Consider the following 22,657-nt stretch of genomic DNA (forward strand, 5'->3'; position numbering starts at 1 on the left):
CGCGTTATAGCGTCCAGTCATCATCGAACCCCACCGGGCCGATCGCCATCCAGTCGGCCCGGATGCGCGCCACGCGCGTGTCGCCCCAGGTCTTGAACACGATGGTGAATCCGTCGGCGGCGATGTCCTCGGCCGAGATATCGGCGCGGAAATTGGTTTTCTGATCCATATCCCACATCGACACGCTGACCTGCACGCTGGGGATGGCGATGAAGGCCTGGGCAAAGTCGACACGGCGGCGCACGGCGCGCGCGCCGGTGCCTGACCACATCTCGCCATCATCCTCGAAATCCGAAAACAGGATATGGCTGCCCTGATCCACGCCGACACAGCGGCCGTCAATCTTCTTCATCATCTTCCTCCGATACCCAGAGTAGAAAACGATTTCGCCGAGAATAGGCAATAAAAAAGGCAAAGGCCCCGCCAAAGCGGGGCCTTTTCAATACTTTGAGCCGAATATTCGGATCAGTCCATGTCGTCCAGCAGGTGAACCAGGTCGGCGACGAACTTTTCGGCACCGTCCTTGTCCTCGGCTGCGGCGGCCTGGGCCCGCGCGCGGGCTTCGGCGATCACGTCCTCGAGATCGGCCTTGGTCACCTCAGAGCCGGCATGCGCCCGCTCTGCGATCACCGACACCGACGAGGCGGTCACTTCGACGAAACCGCTGGTGACGACATAGTTCTTGTCGCCGTCCGCCGCCTTGACCCGGACAACGCCCGGACGCAGCGTGGTGATGACCGGGCTGTGACCCGGCATCGCGGTCATGTCGCCTTCGGCGCCAGGGATCTGGACTTCGGTCGCGGCGAACGAAGCAAGGCTCCGTTCGGGCGACACCAGATCGAATTGCATGGTCTCAGCCATCAATCACTCCTTAAGCTGCTTCAGCAGCCATTTTCTCGGCTTTAGCGATCACTTCGTCGATGTCACCGACCATGTAGAACGCAGCTTCGGGCAGGTGGTCATATTCGCCGGCCACAACCGCCTTGAACGAGGCGATGGTTTTCTCCAGCGGAACCTGCACACCATCCGAACCGGTGAACACTTTCGCAACGTCGAAGGGCTGCGAGAGGAAACGCTGGATTTTCCGGGCGCGGGCCACGGTCAGCTTGTCCTCTTCCGACAGTTCGTCCATGCCCAGAATGGCGATGATGTCCTGCAGCGACTTGTACTTCTGCAGGATGCCCTGGACTTCACGAGCCACACCATAGTGCTCTTCACCCACAACGGCGGGGTCAAGAATACGCGAGGTCGAGTCGAGCGGGTCAACGGCCGGGTAGATACCCAGTTCCGAGATCGCACGCGACAGAACGGTCGTGGCGTCGAGGTGGGCGAACGAGGTTGCCGGCGCGGGGTCGGTAAGGTCGTCCGCGGGAACGTAGATGGCCTGCACCGAGGTAATCGAGCCAGCTTTGGTCGAGGTGATGCGTTCCTGCAGGGCGCCCATGTCGGTGGCCAGCGTCGGCTGGTAGCCCACGGCCGAGGGGATACGACCCAGCAGAGCCGACACTTCCGAACCAGCCTGGGTAAAGCGGAAGATGTTGTCGACGAAGAACAGAACGTCGGTACCGGACTGGTCGCGGAACTGCTCGGCCAGGGTCAGGCCGGTCAGAGCAACACGGGCACGGGCCCCCGGAGGTTCGTTCATCTGGCCGTAAACCAGGGCCACCTGCGATTCTTCCAGGTTGTCCGGCTTGATAACGCCCGATTCAATCATCTCGTGATACAGGTCGTTGCCTTCACGGGTCCGTTCACCAACACCAGCGAACACCGAGAAGCCCGAGTGCACTTTGGCGATGTTGTTGATCAGTTCCATGATGAGAACGGTCTTGCCCACGCCGGCGCCGCCGAACAGGCCGATCTTACCACCCTTCGAGTAGGGGGCCAGCAGGTCGATGACCTTGATGCCGGTCACCAGGATGTCCGAGCTGGTCGACTGCTCGGCGAATTCCGGTGCGGGCTGGTGGATCGCGCGTTTCTCAGAAGCGCTGACCGGGCCCTTTTCGTCAACGGGCTCGCCGATGACGTTCAGGATACGGCCCAGGGTGGCGTTGCCAACCGGCACCGAGATCGGTGCGCCGCTGTCGACCACAGCCGCGCCACGGACCAGACCTTCGGTCGCGTCCATAGCGATGGTGCGGACGGTGTTCTCGCCCAGGTGCTGGGCCACTTCGAGAACCAGCGGTTTGCCGTTGTTGTCAGTTGTCAGCGCGTTCAGAATCTCCGGCAGCTGATCTTCGAACTGCACGTCCACAACGGCGCCAATGACCTGGGTCACTTTGCCTTTTGCGTTTGCCATGTCTTGTCTCCGGTTCCTTTAGAGCGCCTCGGCGCCCGAAATAATTTCGATAAGCTCGTTGGTGATGACCGCCTGACGCGAACGGTTGAACTCGATGGTCAGTTTGTCGATCATCTCGCCAGCGTTGCGCGTGGCGTTGTCCATCGCGCTCATCCGGGCGCCTTGTTCGGACGCACCGTTTTCCAGCAGGGCGGCGAAGATCTGAGTTGCCACGCCACGCGGCAACAGATCGGCCAGGATGCCCTCTTCCGACGGTTCATAGTCGTAAAGGGTGCTCTCGGCGCCTTCGGCGGTTTCGAACTTTGCGGGGATGATCTGCTGAGCGGTCGGGATCTGGCTGATCACCGACTGGAACTCGTTGTAGAAGATCGTCGCAACGTCGAATTCACCTGCGTCAAAACGGCTCAGCACATCTGCGGCGATGTCCTGCGCGTTGGCATAGCCCACACGCTTGACCTCGCTCAGATCGACGTGACCGACGGACAGATCAGCGTAGTCACGCTTGAGCTGCTCGCGGCCTTTCTTGCCGACCGTCAGGATTTTCACCGTTTTTCCAGCGGCTTGCAGTTCGGCGATCTTGGTGCGGGCCAGGCGCACGATCGTCGAGTTGAAGCCACCGCAAAGACCACGCTCGGCGGTCATCACGATGAGAAGCTGAACCTTGTCGCTGCCGGTCCCCGAAAGAAGTTTCGGGGCGCTGTCCGACCCACCGACCGAGGCCGCAAGACCGCCCATAACGGCGTTCATGCGTTCGGCGTAGGGCCGGGCGCTTTCGGCAGCGTCCTGGGCGCGGCGGAGCTTAGCCGCCGCGACCATCTGCATGGCCTTGGTGATCTTCCGCGTCGACTTGACGCTTTCGATCCTGTTTTTGAGATCCTTAAGGCTTGGCATCTATCCAGTCCTTACCCGCCCTCAGGCGAAGTCTTTCGCGAATTCGTCGAGCGCTGCTTTGATCTTGTCTTCCAGTTCACCTTTGACCTTACGGTCGTTGTTGGTGATGTCGGCCAGCAGGGCGGCGTGTTTCTGACGCAGATGCGCCAGCAGACCGGCCTCGAAGCGGCCAACCTGTTTCACCGGAACCTTGTCCAGGTAACCCTTGGTGCCAGCGTAGATGACACAGACGATCTCGGCGTTGGTCAGCGGCGAATACTGCGGCTGTTTCATCAGCTCGGTCAGACGGGCACCACGGTTCAGCAGGCGCTGGGTGGCGGCGTCGAGATCCGAACCGAACTGCGCGAAGGCAGCCATTTCGCGGTACTGAGCCAGTTCCAGTTTAACCGGGCCGGCGACCGACTTCATGGCGTCGGTCTGAGCCGACGAACCCACGCGCGAAACCGACAGACCGGTGTTCACGGCGGGGCGGATGCCCTGGTAGAACAGCTCGGTTTCCAGGAAGATCTGGCCGTCGGTGATCGAGATCACGTTGGTCGGAATAAAGGCCGACACGTCGCCGCCCTGGGTTTCGATGACCGGCAGAGCCGTCAGCGAGCCCGAACCATTGTCTTCGTTCAGCTTCGACGAACGCTCCAGCAGGCGGGAGTGCAGGTAGAACACGTCGCCCGGATAGGCTTCGCGGCCCGGCGGGCGGCGCAGCAGCAGCGACATCTGGCGATAGGCCACAGCCTGTTTCGACAGGTCATCATAGATGATCAGGGCGTGGCGGCCGTTGTCGCGGAAGTACTCGGCCATCGCGGTGGCGGCGTAGGGAGCCAGGAACTGCATCGGAGCCGGGTCGGACGCGGTGGCGGCCACGACGATCGAGTAGTCGATCGCGCCGGTTTCTTCCAGTTTCTTCACCAGCTGGGCAACGGTCGAACGCTTCTGGCCGACGGCGACATAGACGCAGTACAGCTTTTTCGATTCGTCGTCGCCGGCGGCGTCGTTGTACGATTTCTGGTTCAGGATGGCGTCCAGAGCAACGGCGGTTTTGCCGGTCTGACGGTCACCAATGATCAGCTCGCGCTGGCCGCGGCCGATCGGGATCATGGCGTCAACCGATTTCAGGCCGGTTGCCATCGGCTCGTGCACCGATTTACGCGGGATGATGCCCGGGGCCTTGCTGTCAGCGACGCGGCGCTCGGTGGCCGCGATCGGGCCTTTGCCGTCGATCGGGTTACCCAGACCATCAACCACGCGGCCCAGCAGGGCTTCGCCGGCGGGAACGTCCACGATCGAGTTGGTGCGCTTGACGGCGTCACCTTCTTTGATGTCACGGTCCGAACCGAAGATAACGACACCAACGTTGTCGACCTCGAGGTTCAGTGCCATCCCGCGGATGCCACCGGGGAATTCGACCATCTCACCGGCCTGGACGTTATCGAGGCCGTGCACACGGGCGATACCGTCACCGACCGAGAGCACACGGCCCACTTCGGCGACTTCGGCCTCTTGGCCAAAGTTTTTGATCTGCTCCTTGAGGATCGCAGAGATCTCAGCTGCTTGGATACCCATTTATCCGACCTCTTTCATGGTGTTCTGAAGTGCGGCGAGCTTGGAGCGGATCGAGGTATCGATCATCTTCGAGCCCACTTTGACGATAAGACCGCCGATGAGGGATTCATCAACAGCCATGCTGATCTTTACATCCTTGCCAACGCTGCTCTTGAGCGAGGCGGCAAGTTTGTTCTGCTGGTCCTTGGTCAGCGCCTTGGCGGCGGTAACTTCGGCCGTAACTTCGCCCTTTTCGTCGGCAATCATGCCGCGAAGCGCGGCCGCAAGCTGCGGCAGCACGAACAGGCGGCGCTTGGAAGCCATCAGGGCCAGCGAGTTGGCCACCAGGGTCGACAGACCCATCTTGGCCGCGATCGCGGAAATGGCCTTGCCCTGATCATCGCGCGAATAAACGGGCGAGCTGATCAGGTCACGAAACTCGGCGTTTTCGGCCAGGGTGGCCTCCAATGCATCGAGATCGCCTTCAAGCGCTTTGAGTTGTTTATCTTCTTTGGCCAGGTCGAAAATGGCCTTGGCATAGCGCGCGGCAATGCCACCTGAGATCGAAGCTGGTTCGGACACGTCCACCCTTCCGATGTCTTAGGCCCCCCCTTTTTGCCGCGGGCGCAGCAGGGGGGCGGCTCAAGTGTCGCGCCCGGACGGGCACGCTCCCGAAATCGGCGTGGGTGTAGCAGAGCGATTGCGACCTAGCAACCTTCAAGAACACCGCTTTGCGCTTATTTGGCGCTAACATCGTGATCACAAATGACCTTACGGCACTTTTGACTGCTCAGACAGGGAAATCCGTCATCTGAGATTCGTTTTTATCGTTCGGCCGGTCGCAGGCTGAGACAGGCCTTCGAGCACGCGCAGGGGGCGCCGGACGGCCTCGGGCAGGCCAGGGCCCTCGGGGCGATAGACCCGTTTCGACACCTCGACCATCAGAACCCCGCCGGCATAGAAGCCACTGATCCGGCGACCGACTTTCTCGGCCATGGTCGATGTCTTGAGCCAGAATCGTTTGTGGCTGGGCGGGGCGAACAGGGCGGCGGTGTGCTGCTCGGGCTGAAAGCCGTGCGATTTCAGCTGCGCCTCTAGCTGGCTTAGCGAATAGGGCCGCCCGAATCCAAAGGGCGTGCCATCGCCCCGCGCCCACAGGCCCGACCGGTTGGGCACGATGAACAGCGCCCTGCCCCCCGGCCCCAGCACCCGCGACACCTCTTCCAGAACGGCGGCGGGGTTTTCGCTGGTTTCCAGCCCGTGCATCAGGATCAGCCGATCCACCATGCCCGTGCCTAGCGGCCAATTGGTTTCCTCGCACAGGACCGACACGTTCGGCTGGCCCGCGGGCCAGGGCATCACCCCCTGCTGACCCGGCATCAACCCGATCACCCGCCGCGCCTCGCGCAGATAGGGGCGCAGCAGCGGCACGGCAAAGCCGAACCCGGCCACGCACTGGCCCTTGGCCTCGGGCCAGATCTGGGTCACCTGATCGCGGATCGCACGCTGAGCCACCCGGCCCAGATTGGTCCGGTAGTAGAAATTCCTCAGGTCCAGCACGTCCAGATGCATTGCAGCCCGTCCCAGGATCGGCAACAGTCGGGGGCAGTTTAGCCATGCGGAGGAAGAAAGCCATGCCCCTTGAGATCGTGACCGTCCCCTGTCTAAGCGACAACTACGCCTATCTCCTGCACAACGCCGCCACCGGCGAGACCGCCCTTGTCGATGCGCCCGAAGAGGCCCCGATCCGCGCCGCGCTGGCCGAACGGGGCTGGCGGCTGACCGATATCCTGATCACGCATCACCATTATGACCATACCGATGCGGTCGATGCCCTGCGGGCCGACAGTGGCGCCCGCGTGGTCGGGGCGGCGGCCGATGCGCATCGCCTGCCCGCGCTGGATCTGACCGTTGCCGAGGGCGATCCGCTGACCGTCTGTGGCGAGCCCGCGCAGGTGATCGAGGTGCATGGCCACACGATCGGCCATATCGCCTTTTACCTGCCCGAGACCGGCGCCGCCTTTACCGCCGACAGCCTGATGGCACTGGGATGCGGGCGGCTGTTCGAGGGCGACGCTGACACCATGTGGGCCAGCCTGTCGAAACTGGCCGCCCTGCCCGCCGACACGGTGATCTGCTCGGGCCATGAATACACCCAGTCGAATGCAAAATTCGCGCTGACCATTGAACCGGACAATCCTGATCTTATCTCTCGGTCAGAGGCTGTTGCCGCGGCACGCGCCAAGGGGCAGCCGACCGTTCCCTCCACCCTGTCGGAGGAGCTGGCGACCAATCCGTTCCTGCGTGCTTCCCTTCCGCAGGTCAAAGAAAACATCGGATTAGCCGGCTCCTCTGACGCCCAATCCTTCGCCGAGATCCGCAAGCGCAAGGACAGGTTTTGATCCGTGCTGGGCAACAATAGCGGCAAAAGAGTCGCAGAACCGCACGATGTGACACAGTTGCGCGATTTTCCACAGAAACTCCTTGATGCGCGCCAATAAAAACCAAACCTTAAAGATATGAGGCAACTGTTGAGACCGGGCCTCTGGCCCGTCTCCGCCGAGAGGAAAGGAGCACGCCCGTGCCTTCGTTTTCGACCACACTAGAGCAGTCCATCCATGCGGCACTGGCTTTTGCCAATGCGCGCCGACACGAACTTGCCACGCTAGAGCACCTGCTGCTGGCCCTGATCGACGAGCCCGACGCCGCCAAGGTGATGCGCGCCTGTTCGGTTGATCTGGACGAGCTGCGCGCCACGCTGACCGATTTCATAGACGAGGAGCTTTCCACCCTCGTCACCGAGATCGAAGGGTCAGAGGCCGTGCCCACCGCCGCCTTCCAGCGCGTCATCCAGCGCGCCGCGATCCATGTTCAAAGCTCGGGCCGAACCGAGGTGACAGGCGCCAACGTCCTGGTCGCCATCTTTGCCGAGCGTGAATCGAACGCCGCCTATTTCCTGCAGGAGCAGGACATGACCCGCTATGACGCGGTCAATTTCATCGCCCATGGCGTGGCCAAGGATCCGTCCTTTGGCGAAACCCGCCCCGTCACCGGCGCCACCGACTATGAAGAGGCCCAGCACGCCGAGACCCAGCCCAAGGAAGAGGTCGACAAGAAGGAATCGGCGCTGGCCAAATATTGCGTCGACCTGAACGCCAAGGCCCGCAAGGGCGATGTCGATCCTCTGATCGGGCGCGAGCTCGAGGTTGAGCGCTGCGTGCAGGTGCTGTGCCGCCGCCGCAAGAACAACCCGCTGTTGGTGGGCGATCCGGGCGTTGGCAAGACCGCCATCGCCGAGGGCCTGGCCCGCAAGATCGTCAACGGCGAAACGCCCGAGGTTCTGGCCAAGTCCACGATCTATTCGCTGGATATGGGCGCGCTGCTGGCCGGCACCCGCTATCGCGGCGATTTCGAGGAACGGCTCAAGGCCGTCGTGACCGAGCTTGAAGAGCATCCCGACGCGATCCTCTTTATCGACGAGATCCACACCGTGATCGGCGCCGGGGCCACCTCGGGCGGCGCGATGGATGCGTCGAACCTGCTGAAACCCGCGTTGCAGGGCGGCAAGCTGCGCTGCATGGGCTCGACCACCTACAAGGAATTCCGCCAGCATTTCGAAAAAGACCGCGCCCTGTCGCGCCGGTTCCAGAAAATCGACGTGACCGAGCCGTCGGTGGATGACGCGGTGAAAATCCTGCAAGGCCTCAAGCCCTATTTCGAGGAACATCACCACATCAAATACACCGCCGACGCGATCAAGACCGCGGTCGAGCTGTCGGCCCGCTATATCCATGACCGCAAGCTGCCCGACAAGGCGATCGATGTGATCGACGAGGCCGGCGCGGCCCAGCACCTGCTGGCGGCGGGCAAGCGGCGCAAGACCATCGGCGCCAAAGAGATCGAGGCCGTGGTTGCCAAGATTGCCCGCATTCCGCCCAAGAATGTCAGCAAGGACGATGCCGAGGTTCTCAAGGATCTCGAGGCCAGCCTGAAACGGGTGGTCTTTGGCCAGGACGCCGCGATCGAGGCGCTGTCGAGCGCGATCAAACTGGCCCGTGCCGGTCTGCGCGAGCCGGAAAAACCGATCGGCAACTACCTGTTCGCGGGCCCCACCGGCGTCGGCAAGACCGAGGTTGCCCAACAGCTGGCCAATACGCTCGGGGTCGAGCTGCTGCGTTTCGACATGTCGGAATACATGGAGAAACACGCGGTTTCCCGCCTGATCGGCGCGCCTCCGGGCTATGTCGGCTTTGACCAGGGCGGGATGCTGACCGACGGCGTCGACCAGAACCCGCATTGCGTGCTGCTGCTGGACGAGATCGAGAAAGCCCACCCCGATGTGTTCAACATCCTGTTGCAGGTGATGGACCACGGCAAGCTGACCGATCACAACGGCCGCCAGGTCGATTTCCGCAACGTGGTTCTGATCATGACCTCGAACGCGGGCGCCGCCGAACAGGCCAAATCGGCCATCGGTTTCGGCCGCGACCGGCGCGAGGGCGAAGACACCGCCGCGATTGAGCGGACCTTTACCCCCGAATTCCGCAACCGTCTGGATGCGGTGATCAGCTTTGCCCCGCTGCCCAAAGAGGTCATCCTGCAGGTGGTCGAGAAATTCGTGCTGCAGCTAGAGGCCCAGTTGATGGATCGCGGTGTCAGCATCGAACTGACCCATGCCGCCGCCGAGTGGATCGCCGACAAGGGCTATGATGACAAGATGGGCGCGCGGCCCCTGGCCCGCGTGATCCAGGAACACATCAAGAAACCGCTGGCCGAAGAGCTGTTGTTCGGCAAGCTGGCCAAGGGCGGCCTGGTCAAGGTCGGCGTCAAGGCTGGCAAGCTGGATCTGCGGGTCGAAGAGCCCACGAAACGGCAGATCTCGTCGCGCAAGCCTCCGCTGCTGACAGCGGACTGAGAAATCCCAAACCCCCGCCACCGGCGGGGGTTTTTCTTTGGGTCAACGCTCTGTCAGTTTCAGCTCGATCCGCCGGTTCTGGGCGCGGGCCTCGGGCGTGTCTGCCGGGTTGACGGGGCGGTATTCGCCGAACCCCGTGGCCGCCAGCCGCTCGGCCGGAAAGCCCAGCCGCTCGGTCATGTAGCGCACCACCGACAGGGCGCGACCCTGGCTCAGTTCCCAGTTGTCGCGAAACTGCCCGGTGCCTGACAGCGGCACGTTGTCGGTATGGCCGTCGACGCGGATGATCCAGTCGATGCCGGGCGGGATCTCGTCCGACACGTCGCGCAACAGATCGACCACGCGGGCGATCTGTTCGCGGCCCGCGGGCGACAGATCGGCCGAGGCCGGTTCGAACAGCACCTCGGACGAGAAAACGAACCGGTCGCCGACGATCTGCACGCCTTCGCGCCCGGCCAAAATGGCACGCAGGCGGCCAAAGAATTCCGACCGATAGGTTTCCAGCTGCGCCGCCTCGGATTTCAGCCGCGCGGCCTCTTCCTCCAGGCGCTTGCGCTCGGCCTCTTCCAGCGCGGCGCGGGCGCGCTGCTCGCTGGCCACCTGCGCCAGGGCCGAGTTCAACTGACTGCCCAGCGCCTCGATCTGAACATTGGCGGCGGCATCCTTGGCGGCGGCCTCGTCCAGCAGTGATTGCAGCGCGGCCAGCTGACCGCGCAACGCCACGACCTGCTGGTTCAGCAATTCAACCTTGCGCTGGCTTTCCTCGGACAGGGCCTTTTGGGTTTCCAGCTCACCCCGCGCCACGGCCATCAGGGCCGCGTTCTTTTCCGCCTCGCTCAGCTGTGCGGCCTCGGCGGTCTCGGCGCGCAGCCGCGCGGCGGCCAGCAGGGTCAGGGTATCCTCGGCGCGCTTGCGCTCGGCGTCCAGCGCGAGGGTCAGCGCGGTCAGATCGTCATCGGCCTGCGCCAGCTCTCCCCGCAGCGCGGCGGCGGCGGCGGCCTCGGCGGCCCGGGCGGCTTGTTCATCGGACAGCGAGGTTTCCAGCTCGGCCTGCCGCGCCAACAGGGCCGCGACCTGAGCCTCGAACCCCTCGATGCGGCCTTCGGCGGCCGAGACCTTGGCGCCCAGCGATGCCACAAGCGCGGCCTGCGCATTGGCCTCGGCGCGGGCGCGGGCCAGGTCATCCTCCAGCCCCGCGCCGCGGCGACGTTCCAGCCCCAGCGCATCGGCCAGCGCCGACAGTTCCTGGTTCAGCTCGTTCAGCTCGGTCTTTTGGCCCGAGATGGTTTCGCGCAGCACGAATTGCACGATCATGAAGATCGACAGCACGAACATCAGCACCAGCAGCAGCGCGGTCATGGCATCGACGAAACCGGGCCAGATCGAGCCCTGGAACCGCTGCCCGTTGCGCCGCGTGAGGGCCATCTAGCTGTCCTCGTCCTGCCCGGCGGCAACCCGCAAGACATGGGTCAGCTCGGCCAGGTCGGTGCGCAGATCGGCCAGGGTTTCCTGCCGCCCGGCGGCGATTTCCTCGAGGATGCGCAGCAGCTGCACATCCATCGACCGCAGGCGCATCCGGCTTTCGGCATCGGCGAATATGCCCTCTTCGGGGCGGTCGGCCAGCAGGGTGATCATCTTGTCCTGGCCCTCGGCGATGCGGGTCAGCGCCGCGCGGGTGCCGTCATCGCGGCCGACCTGTTCCAGCGCGGCGGCCACGTCGGCCAGGCGCTCTTCGGCGAGGGTCGCGCGGCGTTCGGACGCCTCGAGCAGCGCGGCCATCTGATCGAGCACGCCGGCCAGCACCCCGGTTTCGCCGCCGTCGCCATCGCCGGCGCCAAAGCCCAGCCGGGTGATGGTCGACAGCCATTCCTCGAGTTCACGGTAGAACCGGTTCTGGCCGTGGCTGGCAAAGAGTTCCAGCAGCCCCACCACCAGCGACCCGGCCAGCCCGAGCAGCGAGGATGAAAACGCAGTGCCCATGCCGCCCAGCTGAGCCTCTAGCCCGGTCATCAGCCGGTCGAACACCTCGACCCCGCCTTCACCGTCCGAGGGCGCCAGCGACCTGATCGTATCGACCACCGCCGGCACGGTTGTGGCCAGCCCGTAGAACGTTCCCAAAAGTCCAAGGAAAATCAGTAGGTTGACGATATAGCGCGTGATATCACGGGCTTCTTCGATGCGGGTTGCGACGGAATCGAGGATCGACCGGGCCGAGGTCGCGCCGATCTGCATCCGCGCGCCGCGCGCCCGCAACAGCGCCGCCAGCGGGGCCAGCAGGCGCGGTGCGCCCTGGGGCGCAGGCCCGCCCTTGTCGCGCGCGAATCCCACGATCCAGTTGACCGAGCTGATCAGCTGCACCACCTGCAGGAAACAGGCCAGCACCCCGATCGCAAAGACCAGCAGAATAACGCCGTTCAGATAGGGGTTGGCCAGAAACACCGGGGCCACGCGCGGATAGGCGACATAGGCCCCAAAGGAAAACAGCCCCACCACCACCAGCATCATCAGAATCTGACGCACGGGTTGCGAGAAATGCGGCTCGGCCTCGCGTTCGGTCATGTCCATCAGACGGCCCCGACCCTGTTGTTGTTGGGCCAAGCTTAGGGGAAGCCCCCGAACGCGACAACTATCAACTTTGCGGTTGGCCCTGCATCAGAATTTCGCGCACACGGGCATCCAGCCAGTCCAGTTCATCATCGGCGATGCCCAGTTCGTGCAGATGGGCGGCGGTGTTGAACAGGTATTCACTGTTGGGACCACGGCCACCATGGGCGGCGGCAATGATCTGCGCCTGTTCTTCCAGCGGCAGACCGCCGCAATACTGCACGTGATCGGGGTCGATGATATAGGTGATCGCCCGCACCCGCCCGCCGCCGCGCAGATCAATGGCCAGGTCGACCTCGAGATAGGCGGCCGAGACCAGCTCGCGCTCGCGCAGTTCGGACAGGCTTTGTTCCTCGGCGCCGGGTTCGACCCGAAAGGCCAGCCCCTGGCAGGTGCCGTGTTGCAGCGCGTCCAGCGCCAGAACCAGGCCGGGGCGCTGATGCGTTCCCCGGTGATGCAGCGATCGCATGCAGAACGAGCGGTGAAACCCGTCAAGCCGCGCGATCTTGCGCTCGGCCACCGGAAAGCCGGGGTTCCACATCAGCGATCCATAGCCGAATACCCACATCTGCTTTGTTCCCATTTGACTGGCCCTCCGTCTTGGGCCCCTGTAAACACCAGCCGCACGCCAAGGGAAAGGGTCTGTCATGCGCAAGCTGATCGTATTGGCCATCATCGGGGCGCTCTTGTGGGGCGGCTATTGGGTGCTGGCCAAGCAGGGGCTGGAAACCGCGTTGGATCAGGGCACCGCCGATGCCCGCGCCGACGGCTGGGTGGTGGATTACGCCGAGCGCAGCCTGCGCGGCTTTCCCAGCCGGCTGGATACCAGCTTTACCGATCTGACCATCGTGTCGCCTTCGGGCGAGGTCACCTGGCGCGCGCCGTTCCTTCAGGTGCTCGCCCTTAGCTATCGGCCCAATCACCTGATCGCGGTCTGGCCGCAGGAACAGACGCTGCGCGTGCCGGCAGGACAGTTCGCGCTGAGCACCGATGACATGCGGGCCTCGGCGGTGTTCCGGCCCGACAGCAGCGTCGCGCTGGACCGGGCCAATATCGCCATCGAGGGCGCACGGCTGAAACAGCCCGACGGCGGGGTATTGGCCGCGCAGGCGATGCGCGGCGCCATTCGTCAGATCAACGACGACGCCCACCAGCATGAGATCGCGATTGAACTGACCGGCCTGGCCCTGCGGCCCGAATGGCTGGCGGCCTGGGGCATCGCGCCCGAGGCCCCCGACGCGCTGGCCCTGTTGCGGGTGACGGCCGACCTGCGCTTTGCCGCGCCGCTGGACCGCACCGGGGTGGCCACGGGCCTGCCCCCGGTCACGGACACGCAAATTACGGCAGTGCAGATCACCTGGGGCGATATGGTGCTGGATCTCGGCGGCGCGATGACCGTTGGGCCAGACGGCATCCCGCGCGGCGAGGCCGTGATGCGCGCCACGGGCTGGCAACGGTTCCTTGAGCTGATGCCGATGCTGCCCGACGACCGTGCGCGGCTGATCCTGGCGTTGAATGCCGTGGCCGATCCTGACGGCACGGTCGAAATTCCCTTTACCGCCCGCGATGACCAGATCTTTGCCGCCGGCCTGCCGATTGGCCCGGCTCCGCGGCTAGTGCGGCCCCGATAGGGTCTAGCGGCAGTACGGCCCCGACCGGTGCCGGGCCGTGTCGAAATGGAAATGATCCTTGTGGAACCGGTCGGCCTTGGGGCCAAGCACGGTGCCAAACGGGCCACAGGCCTTTTTGTGCATCTTGCGCAGCATCTTGCCCTTGGCGCCTTTGCCCCAGTCGTTGAGCACGCTCAGCCGCGTGCCGTTGCTTAGCGTGATGGCCGAGATGTCGATCGCCTTGCCTTTACCGTGTTCGGATATCTTGGCGCCGGCCTGGTTGTTGCGGGTGCGGCAGGAATAATGCGCCGCCACGCTAAGCACGGCCACACCGCCGCCCTTGCGGCCAACCACGGGCTTTACCCCGTCATTGATCCATTTTTTCAGGGCCTTGGCCGTCTTGCAATCCATCACCGAGGGCTGCGACAGTTGCACTCCGGCCACCTGCGTGACCTCGACCGGGTTATCGACGCCACAGCCGCGCAACCGCCCGGCAATGGGCGAGACCTTGCGGCCGCGAATATTGCTGTCGCCGCAGACCGGGCCGTGCTGGCCGCGGGCGGTGACCGTGGGCTGAGGGCGTTGCGCGTAGGTGGCGGGCTGAACCGTGGCCGCGCCACGCGGGCGGGCGCGCGGAACGGGCGACACGGCAATCGCGGCATAGGCGGCCATTGGCAGCGGCGCGCGCTGGGTCACGACCGGGCGGGCGGCCTCGACCACGCCGCGCGGACGGGCGCGCGGGCGCATGTCGCTGGCCGAGGGGCCAAAAACGGGCAGCCAGCGGGTCACGGGGGCGGGGGCGCTGTCGGTCACCGGGCGGGCACGCGGCAAGGTCGAGGTCTGATACCCCGCGCGGGCCATCTCGCTGCCCGCAAGCACACAGATCAAGGTGCAGAATGTGGCTGTTGCTGCCCTCATGCCTCTTTCTTTTTGACGCCGCGCCCGAAATCGGGTGCGTCGGTATCTTGCCCTGCCTGAATGATACCACGTCTAATGGCGCGTGTCCGGGTAAAATAGTCGAACAGGTGGTCGCCCTCGCCGGTGCGGATCGCGCGCTGTAGGGCAAAGAGTTCCTCGGTAAAGCGGCCCAGGATTTCCAGCGTCGCCTCTTTGTTGTTCAGGAACACGTCGCGCCACATGGTCGGGTCGCTGGCTGCGATCCGGGTGAAATCACGGAAACCCGCGGCCGAGTATTTGATCACCTCGCTGTCGGTCACGCGACGCAGGTCATCGGCCACGCCCACCATCGTATAGGCGATCAGGTGCGGCACGTGGCTGGTGACGGCCAGAACCAGATCGTGGTGATCGGCGTCCATCACATCGACATTGGCGCCCATGCCCTGCCACAGCGCCTCAAGCCGTTCGGTCGCCGCCGTATCGGTGCCCTCGACCGGTACGACCAGGCACCAGCGGTTGTCGAACAGCTCGGCAAAGCCCGAGCGCGGGCCGGAATGTTCGGTGCCCGCCAGCGGGTGCGCCGGGATGAAATGCACGCCCTCGGGGATATGCGGCGCGACGGCGTCGATGACCGCGCGTTTCACTGACCCCACATCGGTGACGGTTGCGCCGGGCGCCAGATGCGGGCCGATCTCGGCCGCGACATCGCCCATTGCGCCCACGGGCACGGCCAGCACGACCAGATCGGCGCCTTTCACGGCCTCGACTGCGGTGTCGGTCACGCGGTCGACCAGCCCGATCTCGGCCGCGACCTTACGGGTATCGGCCGAGCGCGCGGTGCCGACGATTTCACCAGCCAGCCCGGCCCGGCGCATCGCCAAGGCCATCGAGCCCGCGATCAGCCCCAGGCCGATCAGCGCAACGCGGTTGTAGATTACGCTCATGTCGCCTGTTCCTTGAACTTGCGCACGGCATGGGCCACGCGGCGGCAGGCGGCCTCGTCGCCCACGGTGATGCGCAGGCAGTTGGGCAGGCCATAGCCCGCCACCATCCGCACGATGATGCCCTGCGATTTGAGGAAAGCGTCACAGGCCTCGGCCTCGGCGGCATCATGGAACCGGGCCAGAATGAAATTCGCGGTCGAGGTGTCCGACGGCACGCCCATCTCGGCCAGCGACTCGGCCAGCCAGGCGCGCATGCGGGCGTTTTCCAGCCGGCAGCGTTCGACGAATTCCACGTCGCGCACGGCGGCCTCGGCCGTGGCCATCTGGGTGTCCGACAGGTTGAACGGCTGACGCACACGGGTCATCACGTCGATCAGCGCCTTGGGGCCATAGCCCCAGCCCACGCGCAGCCCGCCCAGACCGTAGATCTTGGAGAAGGTGCGCGTCATGATCACGTTGTCACGCGCATCGACCAGCGCGGCGCCGCCGTCGAACCCGTCGACATATTCGGTATAGGCGCCGTCATGCACCAGGATCGCGCCCTTGGGCAGCCCGGCAGCCAGGCGCGCGACCTCGTTCCCGCCGATCATGGTGCCGGTGGGGTTGGCGGGGTTGGCGATGAACACGATCTTGGTGCGCTCGGTGCAGGCGGCCAGAACGGCGTCGACATCGACGGTGCGCTCGCGCTCGGGCACGCAGACGGGCGTAGCACCGACCATATGCGCCAGGATCGGATACATCGAAAAGCCGTGCTCGGTATAGATCACCTCGTCACCGGGGCCGGCAAAGCAATGCGCCACGAATTGCAGCACCTCGTCGGACCCCGCGCCGCAGATGATGCGGTCGGCATCCAGCCCATGCACCTGGGCGATGGCCGTGCGCAGCGGGGTGTGATCGGTGTTGGGATAGCGATGCAGCGAATGAACCGAGCGGGCAAAGGCCTCTTTCGCCTTGTCCGAAGTGCCGAACGGGTTTTCGTTCGACGACAGTTTCAAAACGTCGGTCTGGCCGGCAATCTGGGACTGCCCACCTTGATAGAGCTTGATCTCCATGATCCCCGGCTGGGGGGTAATGTCAGACATCGGTCCACTCCTGCTTTCAGGCCTCAATACCGGCGGCGCATCGCCATTGCCAGATGGAATGATCCGCGCCCCGCGGGCTGTTGCGAAAAAATCCGTGAGTGATAGACCGCAGGGACCAAGCGTTTGAAAGGACATGGCCATGGCGCTGTTGCCGGATCTTGAACATGACTGCGGCAGTTGCGCGGCGCTGTGCTGTCTGGCGCTGGCCTTTGACAAGGGTGACATGTTCGCCTTTGACAAGCCCGCCGGCCTGCCCTGCCCCAACCTTGATGCCTGCGGCGACTGCCTGATCTATGACGAGCTAAAGCCGCAGGGCTTTGCCGGTTGCACGGTCTACAGCTGCAACGGCGCGGGGCAGCGTGTGACGCAAGAGCTGTTCGCCGGCGCCACATGGCTGAATGATCCGAAACTGGCCGCGCCGATGATCGACGCGTTTCGGGTGATGCGACAGGTGCATGACCTGATCGCGATGCTGATGGCGGCGGGCAACCTGCCGCTGGAGGATGACCAGCAGGAAGAGCTGGAAGACCTGCTGGAAGAGCTGGTGCCCGAGGACGGCTGGACCACCGACACATTGGCCGCGCTCGAGGCCGGGCCCCTGCCCGCCCGCGCCCAGGCGTTTTTCCGCGGCCTGCGCGATCTGGTCTGACCCAAAGAAAAAGCCCGCCGAAATGGCGGGCTTTCGCAATCTTGTCTGGTGCGGCGAAGATTAGTTCTTCGCGTAGAATTCCACGACCAGGCTCGGTTCCATCATCACCGGGTAGGGCACATCCGCCAGGGTGGGGGTGCGGGTGAAGGTGGCGGTCAGCTTCGAGTGGTCGGCCTCGATGTAGTCCGGAACATCACGCTCGGCCAGCTGGGTGGCTTCCAGGATGAAGGCCAGCTGCTTGGAACGGTCACGCACTTCGATCACGTCACCCTCTTTCACGCGGTACGAAGGGATGTTCACGCGCTGGCCGTTCACGGTCACGTGGCCGTGGTTCACGAACTGGCGGGCGGCAAAGATGGTGGCGACGAACTTGGCGCGGTAGACAACGGCGTCCAGGCGGCGCTCCAGCAGACCGATGAGGTTTTCACCGGTGTCGCCCTTCACACGCTCGGCTTCGGCGTAGATGCGGCGGAATTGTTTCTCGGTCAGGTCACCATAGTAACCCTTCAGCTTTTGCTTGGCGCGCAGCTGGATACCAAAGTCCGACAGTTTGCCCTTGCGGCGCTGGCCGTGCTGGCCGGGGCCGTATTCGCGGCGGTTGACGGGGGATTTGGCGCGGCCCCAGATGTTTTCACCCATCCGGCGGTCAATTTTGTACTTGGCAGACGTGCGTTTGGTCACGGCTGATCTCCTTCGTTGGTCGAGGCCTTGCGGCCACTATGAAGGGCGTTGTCCTTTCCCTTGCGGGAGACAGGCTTCCCCTTGCGGGGGCCACCAACACCAATGAAAACCCGGCCTTTGTGGGGCCGGGAATGCGGGGCTTATACAGCCCGAAAGCCCAGAGTCAATGCCTCAGCCCGACCTCGTGCTGTAAAATCGCCGCCTCGGATGTGCTGAGGTTGCGGCGCGCGAAATCGCCATAGACGAATGGGTCGCGATCCATGCCGGGGCAATGCGCCAAGAGGCCCTCGCGCTGATCGGGATGAATCGAGGCCAGCGAGGTATTGGCGGGGTGAAAGCTTTCGGTTTCGACGCCATTGGCCCAGACCACCTGGTGCCGGTCCAGCATGACATGCACATAGGTGACGCTGCGCAGCTTGTAATCCACCAGGATCGTGCGGTCGTTGATCAGGTCTTCGGCGGCAACCAGAACCTCGGAGGCCTGGAACAGCATCTCGGCGGCGCGGCCCCGGATCAGCAGGCGATGACGCGGCGAGACGATCAGGTCGTGATCGGGGCGGTATTCGTCCAGCGCACCGGCCCGTACCCGGATGGGGCGCAGATGCGGCATGGCGTAAAGCCGGGCGCCGGTCATGACGCGACTGCCGGTCCACAGCACCTCTTGGGCGCCGTTATCCTTGGTCAGAACGTGATCGCCGGGGGCCAGATCCTCGACCGGGCGTTGGCCGGTGGGGGTGTCGATCAGCGTGCCAGCGGCGAAACAGATCACCCCGTCGGGGGCATCGCGGCGGCGCGGCTGTGGGGTGATGTCGTCGCTCAGCGTGCGCACGACCCACAGGTCGCGCCCAAGCGGTGGCAATTCATTGACGAACATCAGCAGGGGCTGTCGCCCAGGCCCGGTGGGCACTTCGGTGGCGGTGTAGGTGTCCTGCCCGTCGGTGACGACAAAGCCGCGATCGGGCATGTCGTCATCCAGCGGATCAGACAGTGTTTTCTGCGGCTCCAACGCCGCGCCGATCAGGCGGTGCACGCTTTTCGCGGCCCGCCTGCGAAGATCTGCCTCGCCCTGCGCACGGTTCAACAACAACAGATCGGCAGGCCCATCAACCCGCGTGGCCTGACCCACGCGACGCCATGTCGACCCAACCTTCAGCACGGCCATGGGGGCCGAGCGTGTACCGTCTACTTCTGTGTGCGACCAGGGGATGACAAACGTGCCTCGAAAGCCCGTTTCCATTCCTGTGCCTGCCTCAATATTTTTTTATTAGCCGGACGTTAGCACACGCAGTTGATCCATGCAAACCCGGTTTGCATGGATCGAACCTTTATTCAATCAGGGGTTGTTTCAGGCTTTCCCGAGAGTCAGGTAAAGCACTTTTCGATGCGATCCAGCGTGCGCATCGCATCCAAAACCTGTTGGGCCGATCCGTTAGGCTCGCGCCCTTCGGTGATGGCGGCGATGAACTCGCGGTCGATCAGCTCGATCCCGTTGCTCGAGACCGCCACGCCCGACAGGTCGACCGGTTTGTCATAGCCATCGAACAGGTCGTCATAGCGGGCGATATAGGTGCCGTTGTCGCAGATATAGCGAAAGAACGTGCCCAGCGGGCCGTCGTTGTTGAACGACAGTGACAGGGTGCAGATCGCGCCCGAGGGCGTTTTCATCCCGATCGACATGTCCATGGCGATGCCCAGTTCGGGGTGATGGGGGCCTTCGAGGCCGAACGCCTCGCTGACAACTTCGCCGGTCTGATACTGGAACAGGTCCACCGTATGGCAGGCATGGTGCCACAGCAGGTGGTCGGTCCAGCTGCGCGGCTCGCCCTTGGCATTCATGTTCGAGCGGCGAAAGAAATAGGTCTGAACGTCCATCTGCTGAACCTTCAGCTCGCCCGCAGCGATCTTGTTGTGAATCCACTGGTGCGAGGGGTTGAAGCGGCGCACCTGCCCCGCCATGCACAGCACACCGGTTTCCTCTTGCACGCGCACGATGGCCTCGCTGTCGGCCAGGCTGTCGGCCATGGGGATTTCCACCATAACCGGCTTGCCCGCGCGCATGCAGGCGATGGCCTGTTCGGCATGCAGCTGCGTGGGCGTCGCGAGGATCACCGCGTCCACGTCATCTCGGGCCAGGCATTCGGCCAGGTCGGTGGCGGCGTGGCCGATGCCGCGTTCGGCGGCCAGGGCGTCGATCTTGGCGCGGGTCGGGCCCATGACCGATGTGATCTGCACCCCCTCGATGGCGGCCAGCGCATCCAGATGCTTGATCCCGAACGCGCCATAGGCGCCTGCTACGCAAATTCGCATGACTGTTCCCTACCTCGGTTTGTTTTCAAGAATGATATGCCCGACCGCCGTGTTCGAGGCGGGCACGTGATAGTGGCGATGCACCTCGGTCACCTCGTCATCCAGCGCGCCGCGCATGACATGCCACATGACCATTTCCACGCCCTCTGATCCGGCCTCGCGCAGGTAGTCCACATGAGGCATCTGCGACAGCCCGACAGGGTCGGATGTCAGCCGGTCAAGAAAGGCCTTGTCCCATTCGGGGTTGATCAGCCCAGCGCGCTTGTATTGCAGCTGGTGGCTCATGCCGCCGGTGCCAAAGATCACCACGTTCAGGTCTTCGTCAAAGCTGTCGATCGCGCGGCGGATCGCCTTGCCCAGGTTGTAGCACCGGTTGCCAGTGGGCGCGGGGTATTGCACCACGTTGACGCACAGCGGGATGACCAGCGCGGGCCATTCGTCGACCTCGCCGAACATCACCGACAGGGGCACGGTCAGGCCGTGGTCGACCTCCATCTCGTTCATGATGGTCAGATCGAATTCATCCAGGATCAGCGACTGCGCGATATGGCTGGCCAGTTTCTGGTGGTTCTTGACCACCGGCACCGGGCGCGGGCCCCAGCCTTCGTCGGCGGGCTGAAACTCGGCCGCGCAACCCAAGGCAAACGTCGGGATGCAGGATGCATCGAACGCGGTGCAGTGGTCGTTATAAACCATGAAGATCACGTCGGGATTGTTCTGCCTGATCCATTCGCGCGATTTTTCGAACCCTTTGAACACCGGCTGCCAATAGGGCTGATCGGTGATGTGGGTATCCATCGCGACACCGATTGCGGGCACATGGCTGCACCCCACGCCTGCGGTTATCCGAGCCATCAGTCCTCTTCCCCCCATTCCGATTTATAGCGATTGCCCTCGATCGAGCGGCCACCGTTCAGCATCATCTCGCGATAGGCGTCGCGGCCCATGCCGGTCATGATCCCGGCCAGATCCTGAAAGTTGATGCCGTCATTCGCGGCCAGCTTGCTGGTGTAATAGATGTTCCCGCCCAGCTCGAGCATGCGGTTCCATTCGCGGTTCAGCACCGCCTGACGCTGATCGGCTGTCATGGGAAAGCGGTCCAGATAGGCCTCTTCACCGGCGTTGAACAGATCGCGGTTCTTTTGCAGGCGCAGGGATATGCAGAACTGGTTGAGGTGATAGCCCTCGCGCCCGCGATCCGCGTCGAAGACGAAGGTGCCGGGAATGTCCTCATAGTCTTTCTTCATGCCCATGGGGCGGTCCTCCTGTCAGGCTTTGCCGGCCTTGATCGCGGCCAGCATTGCATCGGTCAGCGCAGCCAGATCACCCGCGCCGATCGCGTCGGCATTCAGGCCCAGCGCACCGGTGTCACGCTGGCGCGTGGCGGTGGCCTCGGCCATGGTGGCGGCCAGGCCGAGGTCGCGCACTGTCTTGGCGACCTCGTCCATCTCGGCGGCGCGGCGGGTGCCATGGGTGATCGCGCGTTCGATCATGTAGGGCGCGCGCTCGGCCCAGTTGATGCCGGGAAACGTGTCGGCCAGCGAGGCCAGCACCGCCTCTTCGACCCCGGCCTTGCGCGCGGCCAGCATGCATTCAACCGTCAGCGCCTCGATGCCCTTGACCATGATCGAGCGCACCATCTTGCGGGTCGAGGCCAGCCCGACCGCGTCGCCCGCGACCTGCGTGGCCATCGACAGGCCGTTCAACCGCGCGGCCAGTGCCGTGGCGTTGGCCCCCGACAGCAGGCAGGGCGTGCGATGCAGGCGCGGATGCACCGGCGCCATCACCGCCATGTCGAGGTATGTGCCTCCCGCGGCATTGATCAGCGCGGCATTGGCGCGTTTGGTCTCGGGCGCGCAGGAGTTGCAATCCAGCACGCTTACCCCCGCCAGATCCGCCAAGGCCAGCGCCCCCGCCGCCGCGCCCGCCTGATCAGCGGTCACCAGCGAAAATACCAGATCGCACCCGGCCAGATCGCCCGCGCGCTCATGCGCCCGCACCCCCTGCGCCGCCATCCGGTCCAGCATGGCCGGGCGGGTGGCGGGGTGGTCGGTCTTGATGTCATAGGCGCAGATCGACAGGCCGGGGTTGTCACCCATCAGGCCACGGGCAAAGGCCAACCCGGCCTCGCCAAAGCCCAGAAAACCGATGGTCTGCGTTTTTGCATCGCCCGGCATGAATGGCTGCGCCCCTGTTGCTGCTTGTCCAATACCTAGCACCGCCACCGCCACCGCGCCCAATT

23 protein-coding genes are annotated in these 22,657 nt (G+C 64.1%); 4 read left to right on the plus strand and 19 right to left on the minus strand.

Translation table 11 applies throughout. The annotated features are described in order from the left end of the window. Positions 1–4: 4 nt before the first annotated feature. From OE856_RS09545 to OE856_RS09575, 7 genes are all read right to left on the minus strand, one after another. Complete coding sequence (locus tag OE856_RS09545) at positions 5–352, minus strand: H-type lectin domain-containing protein (RefSeq protein WP_263715859.1); 348 nt, start codon at positions 350–352, stop codon at positions 5–7. A 113-nt stretch (positions 353–465) separates the two neighbouring features. Further along, complete coding sequence (locus OE856_RS09550; protein ID WP_263715860.1) at positions 466–861, minus strand: F0F1 ATP synthase subunit epsilon; 396 nt, start codon at positions 859–861, stop codon at positions 466–468. A 10-nt stretch (positions 862–871) separates the two neighbouring features. Continuing rightward, positions 872–2,296, minus strand: coding sequence for a F0F1 ATP synthase subunit beta (gene atpD / locus OE856_RS09555; protein ID WP_263715861.1), 1,425 nt, complete (start codon positions 2,294–2,296; stop codon positions 872–874). A gap of 18 nt (positions 2,297–2,314) precedes the next feature. Further along, the gene (locus OE856_RS09560) at positions 2,315–3,187 is read right to left on the minus strand and encodes a F0F1 ATP synthase subunit gamma (protein WP_263715862.1); all 873 of its coding nucleotides are present in this window, start codon (positions 3,185–3,187) and stop codon (positions 2,315–2,317) included. Positions 3,188–3,208: 21 nt separating this feature from the next. Continuing rightward, complete coding sequence (gene atpA / locus OE856_RS09565) at positions 3,209–4,747, minus strand: F0F1 ATP synthase subunit alpha (protein ID WP_263715863.1); 1,539 nt, start codon at positions 4,745–4,747, stop codon at positions 3,209–3,211. Beyond that, a complete protein-coding gene (locus tag OE856_RS09570) occupies positions 4,748–5,308 on the minus strand; it encodes a F0F1 ATP synthase subunit delta (protein WP_263715864.1) in 561 nt (186 codons plus the stop codon). It lies immediately after the preceding gene. 225 nt (positions 5,309–5,533) lie between these two features. Next, positions 5,534–6,298: a class I SAM-dependent methyltransferase gene (locus tag OE856_RS09575; RefSeq protein ID WP_263715865.1), complete on the minus strand. Its 765-nt coding sequence runs from the start codon at positions 6,296–6,298 to the stop codon at positions 5,534–5,536. A gap of 62 nt (positions 6,299–6,360) precedes the next feature. On the opposite strand from OE856_RS09575, the gene gloB reads away from it, so the two are divergent. Together gloB and clpA are read left to right on the plus strand one after the other, a co-directional pair. Continuing rightward, on the plus strand, positions 6,361–7,128 hold the full coding sequence (gene gloB, locus OE856_RS09580; protein ID WP_263715866.1) for a hydroxyacylglutathione hydrolase: 768 nt from the start codon (positions 6,361–6,363) through the stop codon (positions 7,126–7,128). A 179-nt stretch (positions 7,129–7,307) separates the two neighbouring features. Beyond that, on the plus strand, positions 7,308–9,641 hold the full coding sequence (clpA, locus tag OE856_RS09585; protein ID WP_263715867.1) for an ATP-dependent Clp protease ATP-binding subunit ClpA: 2,334 nt from the start codon (positions 7,308–7,310) through the stop codon (positions 9,639–9,641). A 42-nt stretch (positions 9,642–9,683) separates the two neighbouring features. Here the strand turns inward: clpA and OE856_RS09590 are convergent, their stop codons facing one another. From OE856_RS09590 to OE856_RS09600, 3 genes are all read right to left on the minus strand, one after another. After that, entirely contained in the window at positions 9,684–11,066 is a 1,383-nt protein-coding gene (locus OE856_RS09590; RefSeq protein WP_263715868.1) for a peptidoglycan -binding protein, read from the minus strand. Continuing rightward, positions 11,067–12,206 carry a biopolymer transporter ExbB gene (locus tag OE856_RS09595; protein WP_263715869.1) on the minus strand — a complete coding sequence of 380 codons (1,140 nt, stop codon included), beginning with the start codon at positions 12,204–12,206 and terminating at the stop codon, positions 11,067–11,069. A 64-nt stretch (positions 12,207–12,270) separates the two neighbouring features. Beyond that, entirely contained in the window at positions 12,271–12,828 is a 558-nt protein-coding gene (locus OE856_RS09600) for a gamma-glutamylcyclotransferase (RefSeq protein ID WP_263715870.1), read from the minus strand. A 64-nt stretch (positions 12,829–12,892) separates the two neighbouring features. Between OE856_RS09600 and OE856_RS09605 the strand changes: the two genes are divergently transcribed. Continuing rightward, the gene (locus tag OE856_RS09605; protein ID WP_263715871.1) at positions 12,893–13,876 is read left to right on the plus strand and encodes a DUF2125 domain-containing protein; all 984 of its coding nucleotides are present in this window, start codon (positions 12,893–12,895) and stop codon (positions 13,874–13,876) included. A gap of 3 nt (positions 13,877–13,879) precedes the next feature. Here OE856_RS09605 and OE856_RS09610 read toward each other — a convergent pair whose 3' ends face one another. From OE856_RS09610 to hisC, 3 genes are read right to left on the minus strand one after another with little or no spacing between them, the layout of a single operon-like run. Next, positions 13,880–14,773: an extensin family protein gene (locus OE856_RS09610; protein WP_263715872.1), complete on the minus strand. Its 894-nt coding sequence runs from the start codon at positions 14,771–14,773 to the stop codon at positions 13,880–13,882. Then, positions 14,770–15,696, minus strand: coding sequence for a prephenate/arogenate dehydrogenase family protein (locus OE856_RS09615; protein WP_263715873.1), 927 nt, complete (start codon positions 15,694–15,696; stop codon positions 14,770–14,772). Before OE856_RS09615 ends, OE856_RS09610 begins: the two co-directional genes overlap by 4 nt. Then, positions 15,693–16,778: a histidinol-phosphate transaminase gene (hisC, locus tag OE856_RS09620; RefSeq protein ID WP_263715874.1), complete on the minus strand. Its 1,086-nt coding sequence runs from the start codon at positions 16,776–16,778 to the stop codon at positions 15,693–15,695. Before hisC ends, OE856_RS09615 begins: the two co-directional genes overlap by 4 nt. Positions 16,779–16,917: 139 nt before the next feature. Here hisC and OE856_RS09625 point away from each other — a divergent pair, with 139 nt between their 5' ends. Continuing rightward, positions 16,918–17,427, plus strand: coding sequence for a hypothetical protein (locus tag OE856_RS09625; RefSeq protein ID WP_263715875.1), 510 nt, complete (start codon positions 16,918–16,920; stop codon positions 17,425–17,427). A 60-nt stretch (positions 17,428–17,487) separates the two neighbouring features. Here OE856_RS09625 and rpsD read toward each other — a convergent pair whose 3' ends face one another. The 6 genes from rpsD to OE856_RS09655 form a co-directional block, all read right to left on the minus strand. Then, positions 17,488–18,108, minus strand: a complete 621-nt coding sequence (gene rpsD / locus OE856_RS09630; protein ID WP_263715876.1) for a 30S ribosomal protein S4 — start codon at positions 18,106–18,108, stop codon at positions 17,488–17,490. Positions 18,109–18,271: 163 nt separating this feature from the next. Then, positions 18,272–19,270: a Hint domain-containing protein gene (locus OE856_RS09635; protein ID WP_318527636.1), complete on the minus strand. Its 999-nt coding sequence runs from the start codon at positions 19,268–19,270 to the stop codon at positions 18,272–18,274. Between the two features lie 200 nt (positions 19,271–19,470). Continuing rightward, positions 19,471–20,415, minus strand: coding sequence for a Gfo/Idh/MocA family oxidoreductase (locus OE856_RS09640; protein WP_263715878.1), 945 nt, complete (start codon positions 20,413–20,415; stop codon positions 19,471–19,473). Positions 20,416–20,424: 9 nt separating this feature from the next. Continuing rightward, complete coding sequence (locus OE856_RS09645) at positions 20,425–21,270, minus strand: class III extradiol dioxygenase subunit beta (RefSeq protein ID WP_263715879.1); 846 nt, start codon at positions 21,268–21,270, stop codon at positions 20,425–20,427. Then, on the minus strand, positions 21,270–21,668 hold the full coding sequence (gene ligA, locus OE856_RS09650) for a protocatechuate 4,5-dioxygenase subunit alpha (protein WP_263715880.1): 399 nt from the start codon (positions 21,666–21,668) through the stop codon (positions 21,270–21,272). Before ligA ends, OE856_RS09645 begins: the two co-directional genes overlap by 1 nt. A gap of 15 nt (positions 21,669–21,683) precedes the next feature. Further along, positions 21,684–22,592, minus strand: a complete 909-nt coding sequence (locus tag OE856_RS09655) for an NAD(P)-dependent oxidoreductase (protein ID WP_263715881.1) — start codon at positions 22,590–22,592, stop codon at positions 21,684–21,686. Positions 22,593–22,657: the final 65 nt, after the last annotated feature.

Origin of the sequence: Actibacterium sp. XHP0104 (assembly GCF_025751515.1) — a bacterium.
Taxonomy (GTDB): domain Bacteria; phylum Pseudomonadota; class Alphaproteobacteria; order Rhodobacterales; family Rhodobacteraceae; genus Actibacterium_D.